The organism is Mesorhizobium sp. P2_C5_2 (genome assembly GCF_056404535.1).
The window spans coordinates 136,287-157,419 of sequence record NZ_JBFUDV010000003.1; the positions used below are offsets into that span (position 1 = coordinate 136,287).

The 21,133-nt window shown below is 63.0% G+C and carries 17 protein-coding genes; 13 read left to right on the plus strand and 4 right to left on the minus strand.

The window, feature by feature from the left end; translation table 11 throughout:
- Nucleotides 1-108: 108 nt before the first annotated feature.
- The 4 genes from AC1D1B_RS12035 to AC1D1B_RS12050 are packed head-to-tail and all read left to right on the plus strand — an operon-like array spanning nucleotide 109 to nucleotide 4,008.
- On the plus strand, nucleotides 109-750 hold the full coding sequence (locus AC1D1B_RS12035; protein WP_477332368.1) for a TetR family transcriptional regulator: 642 nt from the start codon (nucleotides 109-111) through the stop codon (nucleotides 748-750).
- A complete protein-coding gene (locus AC1D1B_RS12040) occupies nucleotides 747-1,988 on the plus strand; it encodes an acyl-CoA dehydrogenase family protein (protein WP_477332370.1) in 1,242 nt (413 codons plus the stop codon). Before AC1D1B_RS12035 ends, AC1D1B_RS12040 begins: the two co-directional genes overlap by 4 nt.
- 4 nt (nucleotides 1,989-1,992) lie before the next feature.
- Nucleotides 1,993-2,961: an NADPH:quinone oxidoreductase family protein gene (locus tag AC1D1B_RS12045; RefSeq protein WP_477332372.1), complete on the plus strand. Its 969-nt coding sequence runs from the start codon at nucleotides 1,993-1,995 to the stop codon at nucleotides 2,959-2,961.
- 9 nt (nucleotides 2,962-2,970) lie between these two features.
- Entirely contained in the window at nucleotides 2,971-4,008 is a 1,038-nt protein-coding gene (locus AC1D1B_RS12050) for a zinc-binding dehydrogenase (RefSeq protein WP_477332374.1), read from the plus strand.
- A 148-nt stretch (nucleotides 4,009-4,156) separates the two neighbouring features.
- On the opposite strand, the gene AC1D1B_RS12055 is transcribed toward AC1D1B_RS12050, so the two are convergent.
- The 3 genes from AC1D1B_RS12055 to AC1D1B_RS12065 form a co-directional block, all read right to left on the minus strand.
- A complete protein-coding gene (locus AC1D1B_RS12055) occupies nucleotides 4,157-7,288 on the minus strand; it encodes an efflux RND transporter permease subunit (protein WP_477332376.1) in 3,132 nt (1,043 codons plus the stop codon).
- Nucleotides 7,285-8,448: an efflux RND transporter periplasmic adaptor subunit gene (locus AC1D1B_RS12060; RefSeq protein ID WP_477332378.1), complete on the minus strand. Its 1,164-nt coding sequence runs from the start codon at nucleotides 8,446-8,448 to the stop codon at nucleotides 7,285-7,287. Before AC1D1B_RS12060 ends, AC1D1B_RS12055 begins: the two co-directional genes overlap by 4 nt.
- Nucleotides 8,449-8,608: 160 nt before the next feature.
- Nucleotides 8,609-9,499, minus strand: coding sequence for a LysR family transcriptional regulator (locus tag AC1D1B_RS12065; protein WP_477332380.1), 891 nt, complete (start codon nucleotides 9,497-9,499; stop codon nucleotides 8,609-8,611).
- Between the two features lie 153 nt (nucleotides 9,500-9,652).
- On the opposite strand from AC1D1B_RS12065, the gene AC1D1B_RS12070 reads away from it, so the two are divergent.
- The gene (locus AC1D1B_RS12070) at nucleotides 9,653-10,423 is read left to right on the plus strand and encodes an SDR family NAD(P)-dependent oxidoreductase (RefSeq protein WP_477332382.1); all 771 of its coding nucleotides are present in this window, start codon (nucleotides 9,653-9,655) and stop codon (nucleotides 10,421-10,423) included.
- Between the two features lie 53 nt (nucleotides 10,424-10,476).
- On the opposite strand, the gene AC1D1B_RS12075 is transcribed toward AC1D1B_RS12070, so the two are convergent.
- A complete protein-coding gene (locus tag AC1D1B_RS12075) occupies nucleotides 10,477-11,301 on the minus strand; it encodes a MurR/RpiR family transcriptional regulator (protein ID WP_477332384.1) in 825 nt (274 codons plus the stop codon).
- A 146-nt stretch (nucleotides 11,302-11,447) separates the two neighbouring features.
- Between AC1D1B_RS12075 and AC1D1B_RS12080 the strand changes: the two genes are divergently transcribed.
- The 8 genes from AC1D1B_RS12080 (at nucleotide 11,448) to AC1D1B_RS12115 (ending at nucleotide 21,128) form a co-directional block, all read left to right on the plus strand.
- Nucleotides 11,448-12,266 carry an N-formylglutamate amidohydrolase gene (locus tag AC1D1B_RS12080; protein WP_477332386.1) on the plus strand — a complete coding sequence of 273 codons (819 nt, stop codon included), beginning with the start codon at nucleotides 11,448-11,450 and terminating at the stop codon, nucleotides 12,264-12,266.
- A 22-nt stretch (nucleotides 12,267-12,288) separates the two neighbouring features.
- On the plus strand, nucleotides 12,289-13,830 hold the full coding sequence (locus tag AC1D1B_RS12085) for an amino acid permease (protein WP_477332388.1): 1,542 nt from the start codon (nucleotides 12,289-12,291) through the stop codon (nucleotides 13,828-13,830).
- Between the two features lie 96 nt (nucleotides 13,831-13,926).
- Nucleotides 13,927-15,297, plus strand: a complete 1,371-nt coding sequence (locus AC1D1B_RS12090; RefSeq protein WP_477332389.1) for a glutamine synthetase family protein — start codon at nucleotides 13,927-13,929, stop codon at nucleotides 15,295-15,297.
- 131 nt (nucleotides 15,298-15,428) lie between these two features.
- Nucleotides 15,429-16,817: an aldehyde dehydrogenase family protein gene (locus AC1D1B_RS12095; protein WP_477332391.1), complete on the plus strand. Its 1,389-nt coding sequence runs from the start codon at nucleotides 15,429-15,431 to the stop codon at nucleotides 16,815-16,817.
- A 17-nt stretch (nucleotides 16,818-16,834) separates the two neighbouring features.
- The gene (locus AC1D1B_RS12100) at nucleotides 16,835-18,007 is read left to right on the plus strand and encodes an iron-containing alcohol dehydrogenase (protein ID WP_477332393.1); all 1,173 of its coding nucleotides are present in this window, start codon (nucleotides 16,835-16,837) and stop codon (nucleotides 18,005-18,007) included.
- A gap of 244 nt (nucleotides 18,008-18,251) precedes the next feature.
- Entirely contained in the window at nucleotides 18,252-19,358 is a 1,107-nt protein-coding gene (locus AC1D1B_RS12105; RefSeq protein ID WP_477332395.1) for an ABC transporter substrate-binding protein, read from the plus strand.
- 64 nt (nucleotides 19,359-19,422) lie between these two features.
- Nucleotides 19,423-20,340: an ABC transporter permease gene (locus tag AC1D1B_RS12110; RefSeq protein WP_477332397.1), complete on the plus strand. Its 918-nt coding sequence runs from the start codon at nucleotides 19,423-19,425 to the stop codon at nucleotides 20,338-20,340.
- Entirely contained in the window at nucleotides 20,337-21,128 is a 792-nt protein-coding gene (locus AC1D1B_RS12115) for an ABC transporter permease (protein ID WP_477332399.1), read from the plus strand. Before AC1D1B_RS12110 ends, AC1D1B_RS12115 begins: the two co-directional genes overlap by 4 nt.
- The last annotated feature ends 5 nt before the right edge of the window (nucleotides 21,129-21,133 follow it).

Consider the following 21,133-nt stretch of genomic DNA (forward strand, 5'->3'; position numbering starts at 1 on the left):
GGGCGGTTACCGCATTGACAACATACCCGGTAGTATGTTCAACTTTTGGCCAGTCGTAAAGGCCCCAATTCCCGCATGGTTGCGGAAAGCAGGTGAAAGGCGAAACCGATGCTCGGCGTCGAAACTCCACTGCTCGATCGCCCGCGCGCCGACATATTGCGCGCTGCTGCCATCTGTTTCATGCAGCGCGGCTATACGGCGAGTTCCATCGACGACGTCGCGCGCAGCCTCGGCTCAACCAAGGGCCGCATCTACCACCATTATCCATCCAAGGCCGATCTGTTCGCCGATGTATTCCGCGCCGGCATGGACATGAATTTCGCCGCAATAGAGCCGGTGCGCGCGCAGCCCGGCCCGGCGATTGGACGCTGGCGCAAGATGGCTGCCATCCATTGCGGCCAGATGATCCGCACCAAGCCGTTCCAGCGCGTCGTCTGGGAAGGCGTCGAGCTTTACCTGCGTGGCGCGACCACGCCCGAACAGCGCGAGGAATTTACCCGGCTGATGCAGTCGCGCGACGCTTACGGCCGCATCTTTCGCGAGGCGATCGCCGCCGCGCGCGACGAAGGCGACATGCGCTTCGACACGATCGGCATTGCCGAGCAGTTGATGTTCCTGACGCTCAACTCGCCGCTGTTCTGGTACACGCCGCGCCCGGCTGAGACGGACGGGGATATCGAGGCAATTGTCGACGAGGTCGTCGCTTTCGCGGCGCGCGGCCTGGGTGCGGCTGAGGAGAATACACAATGAGCGACATGAATCTCGGCATGACCGAGCGGCTGAAGCCGATCCACGCCCGCGTCGCCGCCATGGTGCGCGACGAGATCATGCCGCTCGACCATGAATTTTTGAGCGAGGTCGGCAAAGCCGGCGACCGCTGGGTCTACACCGCGCGGCAGACCGAGATTCTGGAAGGACTGAAGAGTAAGGCCAGGGAGCGCGGCCTGTGGAATTTCTGGCTGACCGGCTCCGAGCGCGGCTATGGGCTCTCGACGGTCGAATATGCCTATCTGGCCGAGGAGATGGGCAAGGCGCATCTCGGCGCCGAGACCTTCAACTGCTCGGCGCCCGACACCGGCAATATGGAGGTGCTGGAGCGCTACGGCTCGGAAGACCACAAGCACGCATGGCTGGAGCCGCTGCTCGAGGGCAAGATCCGCTCGGCCTATCTAATGACCGAGCCGGATGTCGCCTCGTCCGACGCCACCAACATCGCCATGCGCTGCGAAAAGCAGGGTGACGACTATGTGCTGAACGGCGAGAAATGGTGGGCGTCGGGCGCCGGCGATCCGCGCTGCGCCATCTATGTCGTCATGGTCCGCACCGGCGGCGAGGCTGAGCCGCAGCACCGCCGCCATTCGATGATCCTGGTGCCTTCCGACACCAAGGGCGTAACCAAGCTTCGGCCGATGCAGGTCTATGGCGACGACGATGCACCGCATGGCCATATGCATCTTCGCTTCGACAATGTGCGGGTGCCGGCGGGAAACCTGATCCTCGGCGAGGGCAGGGGCTTCGAGATCGCGCAAGGCAGGCTCGGCCCTGGCCGCATCCACCACTGCATGCGCGCCATCGGCCAGGCCGAAATGGCGCTGGAGCTGCTGTGCCAGCGCTCCGTCCGCCGCGAAGCTTTCGGTCAGCCTTTGGCAAAACTCGGCGCCAATTTCGACATCATCGCCGAATGCCGGATGGAGATCGAGATGGCGCGGCTACTCTGCCTCAAGGCGGCGTGGATGATCGACCAGGGCGATGCGCGCGCCGCAGCCCCCTGGATCAGCCAGATCAAGGTCATCGCGCCGCGCGTCGCGCTCAAGGTCACCGACGAGGCCGTGCAGATGTTCGGCGCGCAAGGCATCAGCCAGGACACGCCGCTGGCACGCTCGTGGACGCATCTTCGGACGCTGCGCCTCGCCGACGGGCCGGACGCCGTGCACCGCCGGCAAGTGGCGCGCACCGAGCTCAGGAAATACACGCAGGAAAAGGTCTGAGCGGATGAAAGCCATCATCGCCCGCGATTTCGCGCCGCTCGACCGGCTCGTCTATGGCGACTGGCCGGAGCCGGAGGCCAAGGGCAATACCGTCGTCATCGAGGCCGAAGCGATCGGCGTGAACTATCCTGACGGCCTGCTCGTCCAGGGCCTCTACCAGATGAAGCCGCCGCTGCCCTTCGTGCCCGGCATGGAGGTTGCGGGATCGGTGATTGCGGTCGGGCCGGAGGTTAAATCGGTCAAGGTCGGCGACCGGGTCGCCGTGCTCTCGACCCATGGCAGCTATGCCGAGCGGGTGGGGGCTGCCGAACCGCTGGTCATGCCGCTGCCGCCTGATATGCCCGCCGCTGACGCCTGCGCGCTGCTGGCCGGCTACGGCACCTCGCATTATGCGCTGAAGCAGCGCGGGGAGCTTAGGGAAGGCGAGACGCTTTGCGTGCTGGGTGCGGCCGGCGCCACCGGCATTGCCGCCATCCAGATCGGCAAGGCGCTTGGCGCGCGCGTCATCGGTGTCGCCTCGTCGGAGGAAAAACGCCGCATTGCCGCCGAAGCCGGCGCCGACATCGCGCTCGGCTACGACAATCTCAAGGAGGCGCTGAAAGAGGTCACCGGCGGCAAGGGCGTCGATGTCGGCTTCGATCCGGTCGGCGGCGAAACCTTCGACGTGCTCGCCCGTTCGATGGCGTGGAACGGAAGGCTGCTGGTCATCGGCTTTGCCTCCGGCACCATCCCGCAATTCCCCGTCAATCTGGCGCTGGTCAAGGGCTTTTCGGTTGTCGGCGTGTTCTGGGGCGCGTTCACCGCCAAGGAGCCGCGCGTCTATGCCGACAACATGAAGGAGCTTGTCGGCTGGTATCTCTCCGGCAAGGTGCGGCCAGTGATCGAAGGCACGTATCCGCTTGCCGACGCCGCCGCTGTGCTGAAGCGGGTGCTGGGCCGCGGCGCATCCGGCAAGCTCATCCTCAAACCGTAAGGAGCCGCCATGGCCATCCCCTCCGAGATGAAAGCGCTGCTGCTCACCGGCGACGGCTACACCAGGACGCCTACCGGCACCGTGCTGGAGGCGATGGAGCCGTATCTCAAGCCGGGCAGCATCGGCGTGCCGACGCCCGGACCGAGCCAGGTGCTGATCAAGGTCAGCCTTGCCTCGATCAATCCGTCCGATGTCATGTTCATCAAGGGGCAGTATGGGCAGCCACGCGCCAAGGGCCAGCCCGCCGGGTTCGAGGGGGTCGGTACCATTGTCGCCACCGGTGACGAGCCCTATCCCAAGAGCCTTGCAGGCAAGCGCGTCGCCTTTGCCACCGGTGTGACAAACTGGGGCTCCTGGGCCGAATACGCGGTGGCGGAAGCCGCCGTCTGCATCCCGCTGCTCGACACGGTTCGCGACGAGGACGGCGCGGCTTTGATCGTCAATCCGCTGACCGCGCTTGCCATGTTCGACATCGTCAAGGAAGCCGGCGAAAAAGCCTTCATCATGACCGCCGGGGCCAGCCAGCTGTGCAAGCTGATCGCGGGCCTCGCCAAGGAGGCAGGGTATCGGCCGATCGTCACCGTGCGCCGCGACGAACAGATCCCGCACTTGAAGGAGATTGGCGCTGTCCATGTGCTCAACGAGAAGGCGCCGGATTTCAAGGCTGCGCTGCGCGAGGTGGTCAAGACCGAGCAGCCGCGCATCTTCCTCGACGCGGTGACCGGACCGTTGGCGTCGGCCATATTCGACGCCATGCCGAAGCGCGCGCGCTGGATCATCTATGGCCGGCTTGATCCTGATACCACCGTTATCCGCGAGCCCGGCCAGATGATCTTCCAGCACAAGCATATTGAGGGCTTCTGGCTGGTCGAATGGATGCGCCAGTTCCGCGACAAGCGCGGCCCGGCGATCATGGAAGCGCAAAAGCGCTTTTCCGACGGCCGCTGGTCGACCGACGTGACCGCGGTGCTACCGCTGGATGAGGCGATGGCGAAGGTCCCGGCGGAACTCGCCAAGCCGAATGGCAAGGTGTTTATCAGGCCGTAGGTGCAACTCTTCCTTCTCCCCGTTTACGGGGAGAAGGTGCCCGAAGGGCGGATGAGGGGCGGCGCGAACCGGTGAGAAGCTCGCGCTGCCCCTCACCTGCCTGCCGGCATCCTCTCCCCGTATAGAGACGGGGCGAGGAGGGCTAATCTCACTCCGCCGGCTCGACATTGGTGTACGCCGCTTCTTCCAGCTCGCGCTTCAGCCTTGCTTCCTCATGCGTCTTCGGCGTGACGAAGCGGCCGAGCAGGAGATAGGCGACCGGGGTCAGGAACAGCGTCGAGACGGTGGCCAGCCCCAGCCCGCCGACGATGACCCAGCCGAGCGCGATGCGCGCCTCGGCACCGGCGCCTGCGGCCAGCACCAGCGGCACGCCGCCGAGGATGGTGCAGATCATGGTCATCATCACCGGCCGCAGGCGGATGATCGAGGCCTGCTCGATCGCTTCACGCACGCCGAGCCCACGGTCGCGCAACTGGTTGGCGAATTCGACGATGAGAATGCCGTTCTTGGCCATGACGCCGACCAGAAGCACCAGGCCGATCTGGCTGTAGGCGTTGAGGCTGGTGCCTGACAAAAGCAGCGCAAAGATCGCGCAGGCAAGGCCGAGCGGCACCGTCGCCATGATGATGACGGCGCTGACGAAGCTTTCGAATTGTGCAGCAAGCACCAGAAGGATGATGACCAGCGCGAAGCCGAAAATGGTGACCATGGCGCTGTTGGTCTCGCCCAGTGTGGCGGCTTCCGCCAGCGGCAGGATGCGGCTGCCCGGTGGCAGCAGCGGCGTGGCGATCTGCTCGGCGACACCAAGCGCATCGCCGAGCGCGAAATTGCCGTTCAGGTTGGAGGTGATCGCCACCGAGGGCTGCTGCTGCTCACGCGTCAGCGACGGCGGCACGGCGCGCTCGGTCAGCGTGGCAATGGTCGACATCGGCACAAAGCGGCCGTCGGCGATTTTCAGGAAGATGTTTTCCAGATCGGTCGGATCGTTGATCGGGTTGGTGGTCGAGACCAGCTTCACGCCGTAACTGCGGTCGGCGATGTAGACGTCGACGACATCGTTGCCGTCGAGCATCGCCTGCAAGGTGTTGGCAAGCCCTGATATGTCGATGCCGAGGTCGGAGGCGCGCTCGCGGTCGATGGCGACCGCCAGCTGCGGCTGCGTCGGGTCGACGGACAGCCGCGGCGTCTGGAAGCGCGGGTCGGCCTGCATCTGGGCGATGATCTTCACCGCCGCGTCGCCAAGCGCCTTGCGATCATTGCCGACCAGCGCGAATTGCAGGCCGTTGCCGGCGCCGCGGATACCGAGGCTGTTGGCCTGTACCGGGAAGATGCGCACGCTGGGCACCTGCCGGGTCAGCTGGCTGATCTGCGCCATGATCTCCTGCTGGCTGCGCGCGCGCTCGTCCCACGGCGCCAGCGTCATCACCATGAAGCCGGAATTATAGGCGCCGTTCTGGCCGGCATTTTCGAAGGTCGAGACGATCTCGCCGGAATCGCGCAGCGGCTGGATCAGCCGCTCGATCTTCTGCATCTGCTGCGTGGTGTAATCGAGGCTGACACCTTGCGGCGCGTTGATGCGCAACAGCACGACGGCGCGGTCCTCGCTCGGCGTCAGTTCCTGGCGGATGGTGCCGAACAGCGTGAAGGCGGTGGCGGCAAACAGCACCGCGACCAGAAGCACGATCCACGGCGCGCCGAGGCAGGCATGCAGGCCGCGCTTGTAGGCCGAATTCAGCGCGCCGCCGATGCGGGCGCCAATGCCATGGCCGCCTTCGTGGTGGAGCGATGCACCGGTCAGCATGCGCGAGGCCAGCATCGGGCACAGCGTCAGCGCGACCACGCAGGAGAGCAGCACCGACATGGCGAGCACAAAGCCGAATTCGCGGAACAGGCCGCCGGTCTGGCCCGGCAGGAAAGAGATCGGCACGAAGACGGCGACCAGCGTCAGCGTCGTGGCGATGACGGCGAAGAACACTTCCTGGGCGCCGAGCACGGCGGCGGCGCGGGGCCCCATGCCTTCATTGCGCCGTCGCACGATGTTTTCGAGCACAACAATGGCGTCGTCGACGACCAGGCCGGTGGCCAACACCAGCGCCAGAAGCGTCAGGATGTTGATCGAGAAACCGGCGAGATAGATGGCGGCAATGGTGCCGATCATGGCGACCGGCATCGACAGGCCCGGAATGAGCGTCGCGCGCCAGTCGAGCAGAAAGACATAGATAACGATCAGCACCATGGAGATCGACAGGCCGAGCGCGATTTCGACCTCGTGCACGGCGCCGTTGACGAAGACGGCGTCGTCGCTGGTGATCTTGATCGACATGCCCTTGGGCAGGTTTTCCTGCAATTTGGCCACCGCGGCCTTTACCCCGGTGGAAATGTCCAGCGTGTTCGATTCCGCCTGGCGGATGATGCCGAGGCCAATGCCGGTTTTGCCGTCCGAGCGCAGCGAGGTCTGGCCGATGTCAGGGCCGAGCGTGACGGTGGCGACGGCGCGGATGCGCGTCGTGCCGCCGATGATGATGTTTTCGAATTCTTCCGGCGTCGTCACGTCAGCCGTGGTGCGGACGATGAGATCCTGGTTGGTGGTGGTGATCGAGCCGGCCGGCGAATCGAAGGCAACCGAGGCAAGCGCCGCACGAAGATCGGCGACGGTGAAGCCGAGGCTGGCGAGCTTGTTCTGGTCGACATCGATGCCGAAGATCTTGTCGCGGTCGCCATAGACCTGGACGTCGGCGACGCCGGGCACGGCGGCCAGCTCGTCCTCGATCTGGTCCTGGACGATCACCGTCATATCCTGCACCGACATGGTCTCGGAGGTGACGGCCAGCCGCATCACCGGATCGGAATTGGCGTCGGCCTTGACGATGCGCGGCGGATCGGCGGTCTCCGGCATCTGGTTGGCGACGCGGCCGACGGCGTCGCGCACATCGGAAGCGGCGACGTTCAAATCGACGCCGTCATTGAACTCGATGGTGACGCGGCTCTGGCCGAAGGAGGAGGTCGACGAGATCGACTTGACGCCGGAGACGCGGGCGACCGCGCCCTCGATGGTGTCGGTCAGTTCACGGTCGACGGTTTCGGCGGCGGCGCCCTCGAAGGCAGTCGACACCGTGACGACCGCGCGGTCGACATCGGGCAGTTCGCGGATCTCGACGCCGTAGAAGGCGGCAAGGCCTGCCACCGCGATCAGCGTGTTGAGCACGAAGGCCATGACCGGCCTGCGGATGAAGAGCGCGGTGAAGCCGGTTTCGCTGGCGGTGTTGGTGGCTGCGGTCATGAGCCTTCGGCGGCGTTGGGGGCGCGCTGGTCCTTGCCGGCGATGCGGACCTCGCCGCCTTCGCTGACGCTCTGGGTGCCTTCGGTCACCACCATGTCGCCATCCTCGATCTCAGCGTCGATCAACACCGTTTCGGTGTTGCGCTGGATGATGCGCACCGGAACGCGCTTGGCCTTGCCGTCCTCGATCTGCCAGACATAGGCGCCGTCCGAACCCCACAGGATGGCCAGCGGGCTGACGGCGGGATAGGTGTCGCCGGGGAAGCGCATGGTGATGCCGAACGACATGCCGGCGCGCAGCGAATCCGCCGGATTGGCGATCGCCGCCTTGACCAGCAGCGTACGGCTCTTTTCGTCGATGTGGTTGTCGATGGCCGACACCGTGCCGGTATAGGCCTTGCTCGGATTGGCGATCGGCGTCGCCGACAGCTGCGCGCCGACCTTAACGGCGGCGGCGAAGCGCTCGGGCACCAGGAACTCGACCAGGATGGAAGAGCGGTCGTCGAGCGTGGCGATCGCCGACTGGCTGGTCACGTAATTGCCGGCCGATATCGGCAGGATGCCGACGGTGCCGGCGATTGGCGCCACGATCGAGCGGCGCTGCAGGGCAAGTTCGGCATCGCGGAGTACCAGTTTGGCGACCGCCAGCACCACTTCAGCATCGGCGACGGCGACCGGTGTCGCGGCGTTGGAAGCCCGTAGCGATATCACTCTGTCGAGCTTGTTCTGCGAGTCCTGCAAGACGAGCTTGGCACGATCCTGCGCGATCACCTCGGTTTCGGAATCGAGGATGGCGATGATCTGCCCCTTGTCGACGCGGGTGCCGGACTGGACGAGGAATTCAACAAGACGGCCGGAGCTGTATGGGTTGACCGTCACCGAGGCGTAGGCGCGGCCGGTGCCGATCGCCTGCAAGCGATCGTTGATGGTAGCGGTGGTCGCCGGCAAGGCAACGACATTTGCCGGCCCCCCGGCGGCGTTACGGCCGTTTGCCTGTTTCGTGGTGTCGACCGCGCCGGTGGTGGCGGGCGCCGAAGCATAGGCCCAGTCGATGCCCCAGCGTGCCAGAACCTCTGGCGCACCCGGAAAGAAGCGCGCCCAGGCGAGGACAGCCGCGACCAGGATCACAAGCGCAAGAACGATCTGTTTCCAGGCGGCCATCGGCACTCCGGTTGGCAAAACGTCTACCGGGTTCCCCAAGCAAAAAACGCGCAGCGACGCACCCGGCATGTGCGAAGCCACGGCAATATCATGGCTTTATGGCAATTCTGCCGCGGCCATGCACATTAAATCTGCGTAAGGTTGGATAGACGCGCGCCCGCTAGGAACCGGTCTTGAGCATGTTGATCACGGCTCGCAGACCAGCGGAAAGATACCGCCGGCTAGGGTAGTAGAGACACAGGCCGTCGTCCGGAGCACACCAGTCATCCAGGCAGCGGATTAGCGCGCCGCTTGCCAAGTGACGCATCACGTGGTTCTCCCAGACATAAGCGAGGCCGCAGCCTTGTAACGCGGCCTCGACCATCAGTTCCTGGTCGTCGAGGGTGATGGGGCCGTTGACTTCAACATCGACAGCCTCGCCATTCTTCTCGAACTGCCAGTTGTAGATAATGCCGCTGGGATAGCGGTAGCGAATACAGGCGTGTTCGCGCAAATCGGCGGGCATGACGGGCGTCTTGCGCCCGGCGAGGTAGGCGGGAGAGCCGACGACCGAGAAGCGCAGGGTCGGCTTGATGCGAACGGCGATCATGTCTTGCATCAGCCGCTCGCCAAAGCGGATACCAGCGTCGAAGCCCTGCTCGACAATGTCGACCAGCCTGTCCGTGGCCACGATGTCGAGGTGAAGGCCCGGATTCTGTCTGAGCAATGGCCCCATCACGTCATGCAGCACAAAGGGCGCGATCGAGGTTGGAACGTTGATCCGGACCGTGCCAAACGGCGTGCCCCTGAAGGAATTGAGGCTGTCGAGGGCCTTTTCGATTTGCTCAAAAGCGGGATGCAGCTCGGAATGAAATCGTGCGCCCGCTTCGGTCAGCGATACGCTTCGCGTGGTGCGGTGGAACAGCCGCACGCCCACACGTTCCTCCAGGCTGCGGATCGTGTGGCTGATCGCCGAAGCCGCCACGCCCCGCTCGACCGCGGCCTGCCTGAAGCTCCTGTAGCGGGCGACAGCCAGGAAAGTCGACAACTCGGCAAGCTCGGCTCCGTGCATGATGCTGCGCGTCCCAATTGGTATTCCATATTCACTACTCTAGTCAGAATTCATCGACTAATCATCATTATTTGGACCGTCTAGATAATGGGCACCGGCAGATTGGCCCATCAGTTGGCGCCCGGCCGGGCATTCAACAGATGGAGGTTCATCATGACCAAGACGCCATTTCGCACGCTTGACGGTAAAGTTGCGCTCGTTACCGGAGCGAGCTCCGGTATTGGCCGGGCTACCGCGCTTGAACTTGCGCGCCGTGGGGCAAAGGTGATTGCCAGCGCTCGACGTGCTTCCGAGATCGAAACTCTCGTCGCCGACATCAGGAACGAAGGCTTTGAGGCAACCGCTGTGGTTGGCGACGTTAATGTCGAGCAGAGCGTGATCGACCTGGTCGCGAAAACGGTCTCGATCTATGGGCGGATCGACATCGCCTTCAACAATGCCGGCACCGAGGGTGCGTTCTCGCCATTCGTCGACCAAACCAACCAAACCTATGACACCATTTTCAACGCCAACGTTCGCGGTGTCTTCTGGTCGATGAAGCATGAGGCGAAGGCGATGCTGGCCCAGGGCGCCGGCACCATCATCAACAACGCCTCCATGGGGGGCGTGATCGGCTTTGCCAATGCAGGCCTCTACATTGCCAGCAAGCACGCCGTTCTCGGCCTGACCAAGACGGCGTCGATCGAGCTGTTCAAGCAAGGCATCCGCGTCAACGCCATCAATCCCGGCATAATCGACACGCCGTTTCAGGATCGCATCTGGCCGAGCACCGAGGCCAAGGATGCCTTTGCGGCATCGACCGTACCGGGCCGGGCCGGGTCGCCCGAGGAGATGGCGACGGTCGTGGCCTTCCTCGCCTCGGATGATGCTTCATTCGTCTCCGGCCATGGCCTGCTTGCCGATGGCGGTTATTCGATCGCTTGATCGTGTCCAGCACTGATCCGCAGGCGCGCGATTTGGTGCCGCTGAACGAAGGCCTATCGCAGTCCTTCCAGGTCGCGGATGCGCTTGGCGCTGTCGGCCTCGAGTTGCCGGGTGACGGCGCCGATCAGCGTCTCGGCGACGACGAACAATGCCGCCGATGAATCCCAGGCCGAAGGCACCGCAGTGCGTCCGGCGATGACATGGCGGGCAAAGCGTGCGATCGGCGACAGCCACTGGTCGGTGAACAGCACGATCTGCACGCCGCGCTGGTGCGCCGTTTCGGCAAAGCGCACCAGGCTGTCCTGGTAGCGCCTGATGTCGAAGATCACCAGCACGTCGCGCTTGCCCATGTCGATCAGCCGGTCGCGCCAGATGCTCTCCTGGCCGGCGAGGTGATAGACATCGGGCTGGATGATGGCGAGGTGGGCGGCCATGTAGCGCGCCAGCGGGTCGGTGAAGCGGCCGCCAATCAGGAAGGTCTTGCCGCGCCGCTCGGCAAGCCTGGCCGCGATGTCGGCAAGCTGCCTGTCGGAGAGATGCCTGAAGGTCTCGCGCATGTTTTCCAGCGTCGCTTCCAGCATCGGCGATATGGCCCCGCTTGGGGACGCCGGGTTGAGCGTGCGCGATGCCGGCGATTGCAATTGCGCCGCCAGTTCGTCCTGCAGCGAGGACTGGAATTCGGGATAGTTCTGGAAGCCAAGCCTGGAGACAAAGCGCAGGATCGTCGGCGACGACACGCCGGCAGCGGCCGAGAACTCGGCGACCGTCTTCAGCCCGATCAGCGGATAGTTGGCAATCAGCGTTTGTGCAGCACGCCGCTCACCAGCGGGCATCGTGCCGATACGGTCCGAAATCAGTTCGGCAATGCTGGAAATCATGGTTATCCCCCACCCTTGGCCCGGTCTGCGGTGCTTCCCCGAAATCGCATTTGACAAAGCCTGACAAACTGTATGAAATCATCCACAGGGACGCAATGAGGCAAAATACGTAACATAAGATACAGCGCTCCCCAGGGGACGGCAGTATGGAGAGAGCACGGCCCGCCAGCCTTGCATCGTCTGATACCGTAGGGGTGACGAACCCCGGCGGGTCCAGCCCTTTCGTGCTGACTTGCGACCACGCTTCCAATTTCCTGCCGGCGGAATTCGGCACGCTCGGCCTGACCGCCGATGATCTCTCCCGCCACATCGCCTGGGACCCAGGCGCGCTGCCGGTGGCCCGCCGCATGGCCGCCGCGCTCGATGCGACGCTCATCGAAACCCGCATCTCGCGCCTGATCATCGACTGCAACCGTCCGCTCGACGCGCCCGACCTGGTGCCGCCGGTCAGCGAGACGACGATCATTCCCGGCAATGCCGGCCTGTCAGACGCGCAGCGCGCCGAGCGCATCGCCCTGTCGTGGCGTCCTTTCCACGACACGATCGCCAACATCATCGACGACCGGCAGGCGCGCGGGCAGGAGACATGGCTGGTGTCGGTCCACTCCTTCACCCCGGTCTACAAGGGCAGGAACCGTCCCTGGCACATCGGCATCATCCATGATGATGACCTCCGGCTGGCATCGCCGCTGATAGCGGCGCTGCAGCGTCTCTCCGGCGTTACCGTCGGCATCAACGAGCCCTATTCGCCGGCCGACCGCGTCTATTTCACCCTCGAGCGCCATGCGCGCTCGCGCGGCCTTGCCTGCGCAATGATCGAAATCCGCAACGACGAAATATCCGGCGAGACCGGGCAGCGGAAATGGGCGGATCTGCTCACCGGCATCTTTTTGAATCTGGAACCCGAGGAGGCCAAGGGTTCCCGACGACACGCAATTGGAAAGTCAGTTCAATCGGCCAGCTAAGAAACAAGAGGGGAATTCTGACATGACAACACCTGATCACTCTGACAAGTCGGAGGATACAAAAATCCTTCACAGTATGGGCTACGCACAGGAATTGGCTCGCCGCATGAGCGGCTTCTCCAACTTCGCCATTTCCTTCTCGATCATCTGCATTCTGGCGGGCGGCATTACGTCTTTCCCGCTGGCCATGGCTACCGGCAGCGGTTTCGAGGCGACCATCGGCTGGCTAGTCGGCGGCGTCTTTGCGCTCGTGGTCGCGGCTTCTCTCGGCCAGATTGGATCAGCCTATCCGACAGCCGGCGGTCTCTACCACTGGTCCTCAATCCTGGGCGGACGCGGCTGGGGCTGGGCCACGGCCTGGATCAATTTGCTCGGCCTGATCTTCGTCGTCGCTTCGGTGAATGTCGGCGTCTACTTGCTGTTTCAGGGACTCGTCGCGGGTCCGATCTTCGGTTGGGACACATCGGCCTGGGGCTTCTGGCAGCAGACGACGGCAGTCGTCTTGATTGCGGTCACCCAAGGCCTCTTTAATCATCTCGGCATCAAGACGACGACGATGTTGACCGACTTTTCCGGCTATCTCATCCTCGTTGTTGCGGTCGTCCTGACGCTGACCTTCCTGATCTGGGGGGCCCATGGCTTCGATCTTGCGCGGCTGACGACTTTCGTCAACACGACGGGCGATCTCGGTGGTGGCTATGTTCCGACGGCCCGCACCGCACTTGTGGCCTTCCTTATCGGCCTTCTCTACCCGCTTTATACCATCACCGGCTTCGACGCCTCGGCGCATACTGCGGAGGAAACGCACAATGCCCGCGTCGCTGTGCCGAGAGGCATGATCCACGCGGTCCTCTGGTCTCTCGTCTTCGGTTTCGTCATGGCGGTCTCATTCGTCCTTGCCAGCCCCGATCTCGTGGCGACCGCCAAGGATGGCGGCAATGCCTGGTTCAACCTGTTCAACAATCTGCCGGCGCCAACCTGGCTCAAGGCTCTGCTCGGCATCGCCATCGTGCTGTCGAACTATTTGTGCGCGCTGGCCGGGCTCACTTCGACCTCGCGCATGATCTTCGCCTTTTCGCGTGACGGAGGTCTGCCTGGGTCGTCTTTGTGGAAGCAGGTTTCGCCGACCTGGCGCACGCCTGTCCCGGCCATCTGGCTTGGTGTTGTGCTGTCGATCGCCGCCACGCTTTATTCGCCGGCTTTTGCGGCGCTCGCTGCTGGTTGCGCTCTCTTCCTTTACGTCTCTTATGCCATGCCGATCGCAGCCGGACTTCTGGCGGAAGGAAAGACCTGGACCGAATTCGGACCATTCCGGCTCGGCATCTGGTCAAAGCCGTTCGCCATCATCACCGTGCTCGGTGTTCTGGTGTTGATGTATGCCGGCATCCAACCGCCCTTCGACATTCTGATCAACTATGCGATCGGATTGATCGTTCTGCTCGTCGTCTTGTGGTTCGCCGTTGAAAACCGCCGCTTCCAGGGGCCGCCCATCGGCGAGGCGGCAATCGCCAAGCGCACGGCGACCATCGCAGCGGCCGAAAAGGCCGTCGGCGAATCCGCCTAAACAGCCAATCAAACCGTGGCGGGTTCGCCCGCCACGGTTTTTTATTCCCGTTCAATATGACAAGCCCGAAACGACCAGCGCTGGAGTGCCAAAGGAATGGCCGGAAATTTCTCGTTCGATCAGTTGAAGAAAGCGGTCTCCAATGGCGAGATCGACACGGTGCTGGCCTGCATCGTCGACATGCAGGGGCGGCTCGCCGGAAAACGCTTCCTGGCGCAGTATTTCGTCGATTCCGCCCATGATGAGACGCATGGCTGCAACTATCTCTTGGCCGCCGACATCGATATGGAGCCGGTGCCGGGTTACAAGGCGGCAAGCTGGTCGAAGGGCTATGGCGACTTCGTCATGAAGCCGGATTTGGCGACACTGCGGCGCCTTCCTTGGCTGGAAAAGACGGCGCTGGTGATCTGCGACGTGCTCGACCACCATACCCATGATGACCTGCCGCATTCGCCGCGCGCCATCCTGAAGAAGCAGGTCAAGCGGCTCACCGAGCGCGGCTATATCGGCTATTTCGCTTCCGAGCTCGAATTCTATCTGTTCAACGAGACCTATGATTCCGCCCGCAAGAAGCACTGGCAGGGCCTCGACACGGCCTCGCCCTATATTGGCGACTACCAGATCGGCATCACCACCAAGGAAGAAGGCGTCATGCGCCGGCTTCGCAATGAGATGGAAGCGGCCGGCATCCCGATCGAAAACTCCAAGGGCGAATGGGGTCCGGGCCAGGAAGAGATCAATGTGCGCTATGCCGAGGCGCTCGACATGGCCGACCGCCACGTCATCCTGAAGAACGGCGCCAAGGAGATTGCCGAGTCCGAAGGCAAGGCGATTTCCTTCATGTCCAAGTACAATTACGGGCTCGCCGGCAACTCCAGCCACATCCACAATTCGCTGTGGAGCGCCGATGGCAAGACGCCTTTGTTCTTCGACAAGAAGGCCGATTGGACTTTGTCGATGCTCGGCCAGCAATGGGCGGCGGGACAGCTGAAATACGCTAAGGAGTTCACCTGGTTCCTGGCGCCCTACATCAACTCCTACAAGCGTTTCCAAGCCGGCACCTTCGCGCCGACGAAGATCATGTGGAGCGAGGACAATCGCACCGCCGGCTTCCGCCTGTGCGGCGAGGGCACCAAGGGCATCCGCATGGAGTGCCGCATCGGCGGCGCCGATCTGAACCCCTATCTCGCCTTCGCAGCCCTGATCGCGGCCGGCCTTGCCGGTATCGATGAAAAGCTCGAACTGCAGAAGCCGTTCGTCGGCGATGCCTACCAGGCCTCGCGCCTGCCGGAGATCCCGAAGACGCTGCGCGACGCCACCGAGACGCTGGCCAAGTCGAAGATGCTGAAGCAGGCGCTCGGCGACGACGTGCTCGAACATTATGTCCACACCGCAAAGTGGGAACAGTTCGAATACGACCGCCGGATTACGGATTGGGAACTGCACAGGGGGTTCGAGCGGTACTAGGGTAACAGCTGACGTCGGGCCGCCTCCACTCTTTCCCCGTTGAGAATGGGGAAAGAGTGCGCCAGCGTTGGAACGGAGCAGCGCCAATCCATGTCATTCTTGATTGTTGTAAAAGTGCGAGGACTTAAACGATGACCGAAACGGTCAAACTCAAATCCCCCATCGATGGTTCGATCTATGCGGAGCGGCCGATCGCGACCGACCAGGCAATCAATGCCGCGGTCGAGCGCGCCAAGGCGGCGCAGGAGAAGTGGGCGCTGACGCCGATCGTCGAACGCGGCAAGTATATGCTGGCGATGCTCGAGGCGCTGGTCGCGATGACCGACGAGATCGTGCCGGAGATCGCCTGGCAGATGGGGCGCCCGGTGCGCTATGGCGGCGAGTTCGGTGGCGTCAGGGAACGCACCAACTACATGGTCGAGATCGCTGAAGCTGCGCTGAAATCCGTGCCGGCCTCCAATCCGAAGGACGGCTTCCGTCGCTATGTGAAGAAGGATCCGCTCGGCGTCGTCATGGTGATCGCGCCGTGGAACTATCCTTATCTGACCGCGGTCAACACAATCGTGCCGGCGCTGATGGCCGGAAATACAGTCATCCTGAAACATGCGGCGCAGACGCTGCTGGTCGGCGAGCGCTTCCAGCAGGCATTCGACAAAATTGGCCTGCCCAAGGGCGTGTTCCAGAATGTGGTGCTCAACCACGCCCAGACCGAAAAGCTGCTCGGCTCCGGCAAGATTGACCATGTCAATTTCACCGGCTCAGTCGGCGGCGGCCGTGCCATCGAGAAGGCGGCGGCCGGCACCTTCATGACGCTCGGGCTCGAGCTCGGCGGCAAGGACCCGGCCTATGTACTGCCCGACGCCAAGCTCGACCATGCGGTTGCCAATCTGGTCGACGGCGCCTTCTACAATTCCGGCCAGTGCTGCTGCGGCATCGAGCGCGTCTATGTGCATGAGAAGGTCTACGACCAGTTCGTCGAAGGCTTCATCGCCGAGACCAAGAACTATGTCGTCGGCAACCCGCTGGAGCAGGCGACCACGATGGGCCCGATGGCGCAGGCGCGCTTTGCCGACCTGATCCGCGAGCAGAAGGCCGAGGCGCTGCGCAAGGGCGCGGTGGCCCATGTCAATATGAAGGTGGCTAACGACCACGCCGGCTCGCCCTATCTGGCGCCGGAAGTGCTGACCCAAGTCGACCACCAGATGAGCGTCATGCGCGAGGAAAGCTTTGGCCCGATCGTCGGCATCATGAAGGTGCGCAATGACGAGGAGGCGATCGCGCTGATGAATGACAGCCCGTACGGGCTGACGGCCTCGATCTGGACCGGCGACATCGAGCATGCGGTGGCGATCGGCGACCGTGTCGAGACCGGCACGGTGTTCATGAACCGCTGCGACTATCTCGATCCGGCGCTGGTCTGGACCGGCGTCAAGGACACCGGCAAAGGTGTTGCCCTTTCAGCGCTCGGCTATGACAATCTGACCCGGCCGAAATCCTTCCATCTGCGCGAAGCCATCTGATTTTTGAAAGACAAGACATGTCCAAGCTGATCTCCAAATGGAACTACCCGACCACCGTCCGCTTCGGCGCCGGGCGCATCAAGGAATTGCCTGACGTGCTGGCCGCCACCGGCATCAAGCGGCCGCTCTTCGTCACAGATCCGGGTCTTGCCAAGCTGCCGGTCGTCGCTTCGACCCTAAAGATCCTCGACGACGCCAAGGTGTCCTATGGCGTGTTTTCCGAAGTGAAGCCGAACCCGGTGGACTCCAATCTCACCGCCGGCATCGCCGTGTTCAAGAAGGGCAAGCATGACGGCGTCATCGCCTTCGGCGGCGGCTCGGCGCTCGATCTCGGCAAGCTGATCGCCTTCCAGGCCGGCCAGACAAGGCCCATCTGGGACTTCGAGGATGTCGGCGACTGGTGGACGCGCGCCAATTCGGATGCCATCGCGCCGATCATTGCCGTGCCGACCACCGCCGGCACCGGCTCGGAAGTTGGCCGCGCCGGCGTCATCACCAATGAGGCGACGCATACCAAGAAGGTGATCTTCCATCCGAAACTTTTGCCGGCAATCGTTATTGCCGATCCGGAATTGTCGGTCGGCATGCCTGGTTTCATCACCGCCGGCACCGGCATGGATGCGCTCGCCCACTGCCTGGAAGCCTATTGCGCGCCGGGCTACCACCCGATGGCCGACGGCATTGCGGTGGAAGGCGTGCGGCTGGTGTTCGAGAACCTGCCCAAGGCCTATGCCAACGGCAAGGACCTCGTCGCCCGCGCCCATATGATGAGTGCAGCCGCCATGGGCGCTGCAGCTTTTCAGAAAGGGCTGGGCGCCATCCATTCGCTGTCGCACCCGATCGGCGCGCTCTACGACACCCACCACGGCATGACCAATGCGGTGTTCATGCCTTATGTCTTGGCCTTCAACCGGGACTCGATCGAAGAGCGCATCGGCCGGCTCGCCGCCTATTGCGGCATCAAGGGCGGTTTCGACGGCTTCGCCAGGGCGATCATCAAGCTGCGCAAGGAACTGAAGGTGCCGCATGCGCTGCCGGGCCTGATCAAGGGCCTCGACATGGACAAGAAACGCAAGGCGCTGATCGCCGACATGGCGGTGGTCGATCCAACCGCCGGCGGCAACCCGGTCAAGCTGACCAAGAAGGCGGCGCTGACGCTGCTTGAAAACGCCATAGCCGGCACCGTCTGAAGGCGGATTTCGGTGCCGGAACTTGATCTGGAAACGAGGGGAAAGGAAAGGGTAAGGGGGCAAGGGACAAGGCGATAAACCATTAGCCGGAAAATTAAGTGCGGGCTAATTGCTACAGCCTGTTAAAAAGAGTTAACTTTTTGTGCCGCCGGGCGCCAGTTTCAAAAAGCTTTCATCTGGCTGTCACATGAAAACGATACCGCATCGCAGGCGTCCAGCGACGCCAGTTCAACGGAGAGAACACATGTTCAAGTTTACGGGGAAAGTGCTTTCCCTCTCGGCCGTCGCCCTTATGGCGACCTCTGCTATCTCGTCGGCCCAGTCCATGGATGAACTGGTTGCCGCGGCGAAGAAGGAAGGCCAGCTCACCACCATCGCACTGCCGCATGACTGGTGCGGTTATGGCGACGTCATCGCCGGCTTCAAGGCGAAGTATCCGGAAATCACCATCAACGAGCTCAACCCCGACGCCGGTTCCGGCGACGAGGTCGAGGCGATCAAGGCCAACAAGGACAATAAGGGCCCGCAGGCTCCCGACGTCATCGACGTCGGCCTGTCGTTCGGCCCGACCGCCAAGGCCGACGGCCTGTTGATGCCCTACAAGGTGTCGACCTGGGATTCGATCCCGGATAGCGCCAAGGATGCCGACGGCGCCTGGACCGGCGACTATTACGGTGTGCTGTCGTTCGAAGTGAACAAGGATCTGGTCAAGGAAGCTCCTGCCGACTGGGCTGACCTCCTGAAGCCGGAATTCGCCAACGCAGTCGCCCTTGCCGGTGACCCGCGCGCTTCGAACCAGGCCATCCAGGCGGTCTATGCCGCTGGCCTGTCGACGGGCGCCGCGGCTGGTGAAGCCGCCGGCACCGCCGGTCTCGACTTCTTCAAGAAGCTCAACGCCGCCGGCAACTTCGTTCCGGTCGTCGGCAAGGCCGCAACGCTCGCCCAGGGCCAGACCCCGATCCTCGTCACCTGGGACTACAACGCGCTTGCCGGCCGCGACACGCTGAAAGGCAACCCGCCGGTCGACGTCGTCGTGCCGAAGACCGGTGTCGTCGCCGGCGTCTACGTGCAGGCGATCAGCGCCTACGCGCCGCATCCGAACGCTGCCAAGCTCTGGCTGGAGTATCTCTACTCCGACGAAGGCCAGATCGGCTGGCTGAAGGGCTACTGCCACCCGATCCGCTTCAACGATCTCGCCAAGAACGGCAAGATTCCGGCGGACGTGCTGGCCAAGCTGCCGCCGGCAGAGTCCTATGCGGCCGCGGTGTTCCCGACGCTCGACGAGCAGGGCAAGGCCAAGGAAACCATCAGCAAGAACTGGGACGCCACTGTCGGCGCCAACGTCAAGTAAAGTTTGAAATCCACCGGGCGGCCGCGAGGCCGCCCGGCCTTCCCTCGAAGACGGTAGCCGGCGCATGACCGATCTTACGCTTTCAAATCACACGATTGCCTCCAAGCCCGCGCCGCCGAATGAGGCGACCGCTTTCCGCTTTCCAACGCATTGGATCGGCGTGACGCCCTTTTTTATCTTTGTCCTGATGTTCCTGATCCTGCCCACGCTCTATCTGGTGTTGGGCGCGTTCCAGAACGGTGAAGGCCAATTCACCTTCGACAACATATTGCAGCTGGTGAGCGATCCCTCCATCAGCAATTCATATTGGGCGTCGATCTGGATCAGCTTCTGGTCGGCCATTATCGGGGCGTTTGCCGGGCTCGCGCTGGCGATTGCGATTGTGCGTGGCGGTCTGCCGAGTTGGGTGCGCTCCGCGACGCTTACCTTCTCAGGCGTGGCTTCCAATTTCGCCGGCTTGCCGCTCGCCTTTGCCTTCATAGCGACGCTTGGGCGGGTGGGCATCGTAACGATCATCCTGCGCGACGTGTTCGGCATGAACATCTATGCGATGGGCTTCAACTTTCTAACCAGTTCGGGTCTCATCGTCGTCTATCTGTTCTTCCAGATCCCGCTGATGGTGGTGATCATCGTGCCGGCGATCGACGGCTTGAAAAAGGAATGGAACGAGGCCGCCGCCACGCTCGGCGCAACCCAGTGGCAGTACTGGCGCATGGTGGTGATCCCGGTGCTGTTCCCGAGCTTCCTCGGCACTGTCATTTTGCTGTTTGCCAATGCCTTCGGGGCCATTGCGACGGCCTATGCGTTCACCGGTCCGACGCTCAACATCGTTCCCATCAAACTGTATTCGCAAATCAACGGCGACGTGCTGCATAATCCGCAACTCGGCTATGCCATCGCCTTCGGCATGATCGTCATCACCGGGCTGGCCAATGTCTTCTATATCTGGTTCCGGACCCGTTCCGAGAGGTGGCTCAAATGAAGTCGGGTAAGTTCTGGGCCTGGGTCGTCTTTATCGTTTCCGCGGCCTATTTCTTCATTCCGCTGATTGCGACGTTCGAGTTTTCGCTGCGCCTGCGGCGCGGCGTCCATTCCTTCGACGCCTATCAGATCGTGCTCGGCGATCCGCGCTTCCAGGCGACGTTCCTGTATTCGGTGGTCGCCGCGGTGTTCACCATCATCCTGGGCGTGCTGGTCGTGGTGCCGGCGGCCTACTGGATCCGGCTGCGCTTGCCGCAACTGCGGCCAATCGTCGAATTCATCACGCTGTTGCCGCTGGTCATTCCGGCCATCGTCATCGTCTTCGGCTATATCAGGATGTATGGCTCGAACTCGCCGCTGCCGTTCCTGGCCAGCGATTTCGGCGCCAGCACCTTGCTCGTGATCGGCTATGCGACATTGGCGCTGCCTTATATGTACCGCGCCGTCGATACCGGTTTGCGCACCATCGACGTGCGCACGCTGACCGAGGCGGCACAAATCCTTGGCGCCGGCTGGGGCACGATCATCACCCGCGTCATCCTGCCCAATGTACTGATCGCGGTGCTGTCGGGCGCGTTCCTGACCTTCGCCATCGTCATCGGCGAGTTCACCATGGCCAGCCTGCTCAACCGGCCAGCCTTCGGCCCGTATTTGCAGAACATCGGCGCCAACCGCGCCTATGAGCCGGCAGCGCTTGCCGTCATCGCCTTCGCCATTACCTGGGGCTGCATGTCGTTGATCCAACTCCTGTCCCGCTTTGCGCCGAAATCGGCGAACCGCCCGAACTGATCGCC

Coding starts and splice junctions, on each gene's coding strand:
- AC1D1B_RS12035 (WP_477332368.1), top strand. CDS start 109: ATGCTCGGCGTCGAAACTCCACTGCTCGATCGCCCGCGCGCCGACATA.
- AC1D1B_RS12040 (WP_477332370.1), top strand. CDS start 747: ATGAGCGACATGAATCTCGGCATGACCGAGCGGCTGAAGCCGATCCAC.
- AC1D1B_RS12045 (WP_477332372.1), top strand. CDS start 1,993: ATGAAAGCCATCATCGCCCGCGATTTCGCGCCGCTCGACCGGCTCGTC.
- AC1D1B_RS12050 (WP_477332374.1), top strand. CDS start 2,971: ATGGCCATCCCCTCCGAGATGAAAGCGCTGCTGCTCACCGGCGACGGC.
- AC1D1B_RS12055 (WP_477332376.1), bottom strand. CDS start 7,288: ATGACCGCAGCCACCAACACCGCCAGCGAAACCGGCTTCACCGCGCTC.
- AC1D1B_RS12060 (WP_477332378.1), bottom strand. CDS start 8,448: ATGGCCGCCTGGAAACAGATCGTTCTTGCGCTTGTGATCCTGGTCGCG.
- AC1D1B_RS12065 (WP_477332380.1), bottom strand. CDS start 9,499: ATGCACGGAGCCGAGCTTGCCGAGTTGTCGACTTTCCTGGCTGTCGCC.
- AC1D1B_RS12070 (WP_477332382.1), top strand. CDS start 9,653: ATGACCAAGACGCCATTTCGCACGCTTGACGGTAAAGTTGCGCTCGTT.
- AC1D1B_RS12075 (WP_477332384.1), bottom strand. CDS start 11,301: ATGATTTCCAGCATTGCCGAACTGATTTCGGACCGTATCGGCACGATG.
- AC1D1B_RS12080 (WP_477332386.1), top strand. CDS start 11,448: ATGGAGAGAGCACGGCCCGCCAGCCTTGCATCGTCTGATACCGTAGGG.
- AC1D1B_RS12085 (WP_477332388.1), top strand. CDS start 12,289: ATGACAACACCTGATCACTCTGACAAGTCGGAGGATACAAAAATCCTT.
- AC1D1B_RS12090 (WP_477332389.1), top strand. CDS start 13,927: ATGGCCGGAAATTTCTCGTTCGATCAGTTGAAGAAAGCGGTCTCCAAT.
- AC1D1B_RS12095 (WP_477332391.1), top strand. CDS start 15,429: ATGACCGAAACGGTCAAACTCAAATCCCCCATCGATGGTTCGATCTAT.
- AC1D1B_RS12100 (WP_477332393.1), top strand. CDS start 16,835: ATGTCCAAGCTGATCTCCAAATGGAACTACCCGACCACCGTCCGCTTC.
- AC1D1B_RS12105 (WP_477332395.1), top strand. CDS start 18,252: ATGTTCAAGTTTACGGGGAAAGTGCTTTCCCTCTCGGCCGTCGCCCTT.
- AC1D1B_RS12110 (WP_477332397.1), top strand. CDS start 19,423: ATGACCGATCTTACGCTTTCAAATCACACGATTGCCTCCAAGCCCGCG.
- AC1D1B_RS12115 (WP_477332399.1), top strand. CDS start 20,337: ATGAAGTCGGGTAAGTTCTGGGCCTGGGTCGTCTTTATCGTTTCCGCG.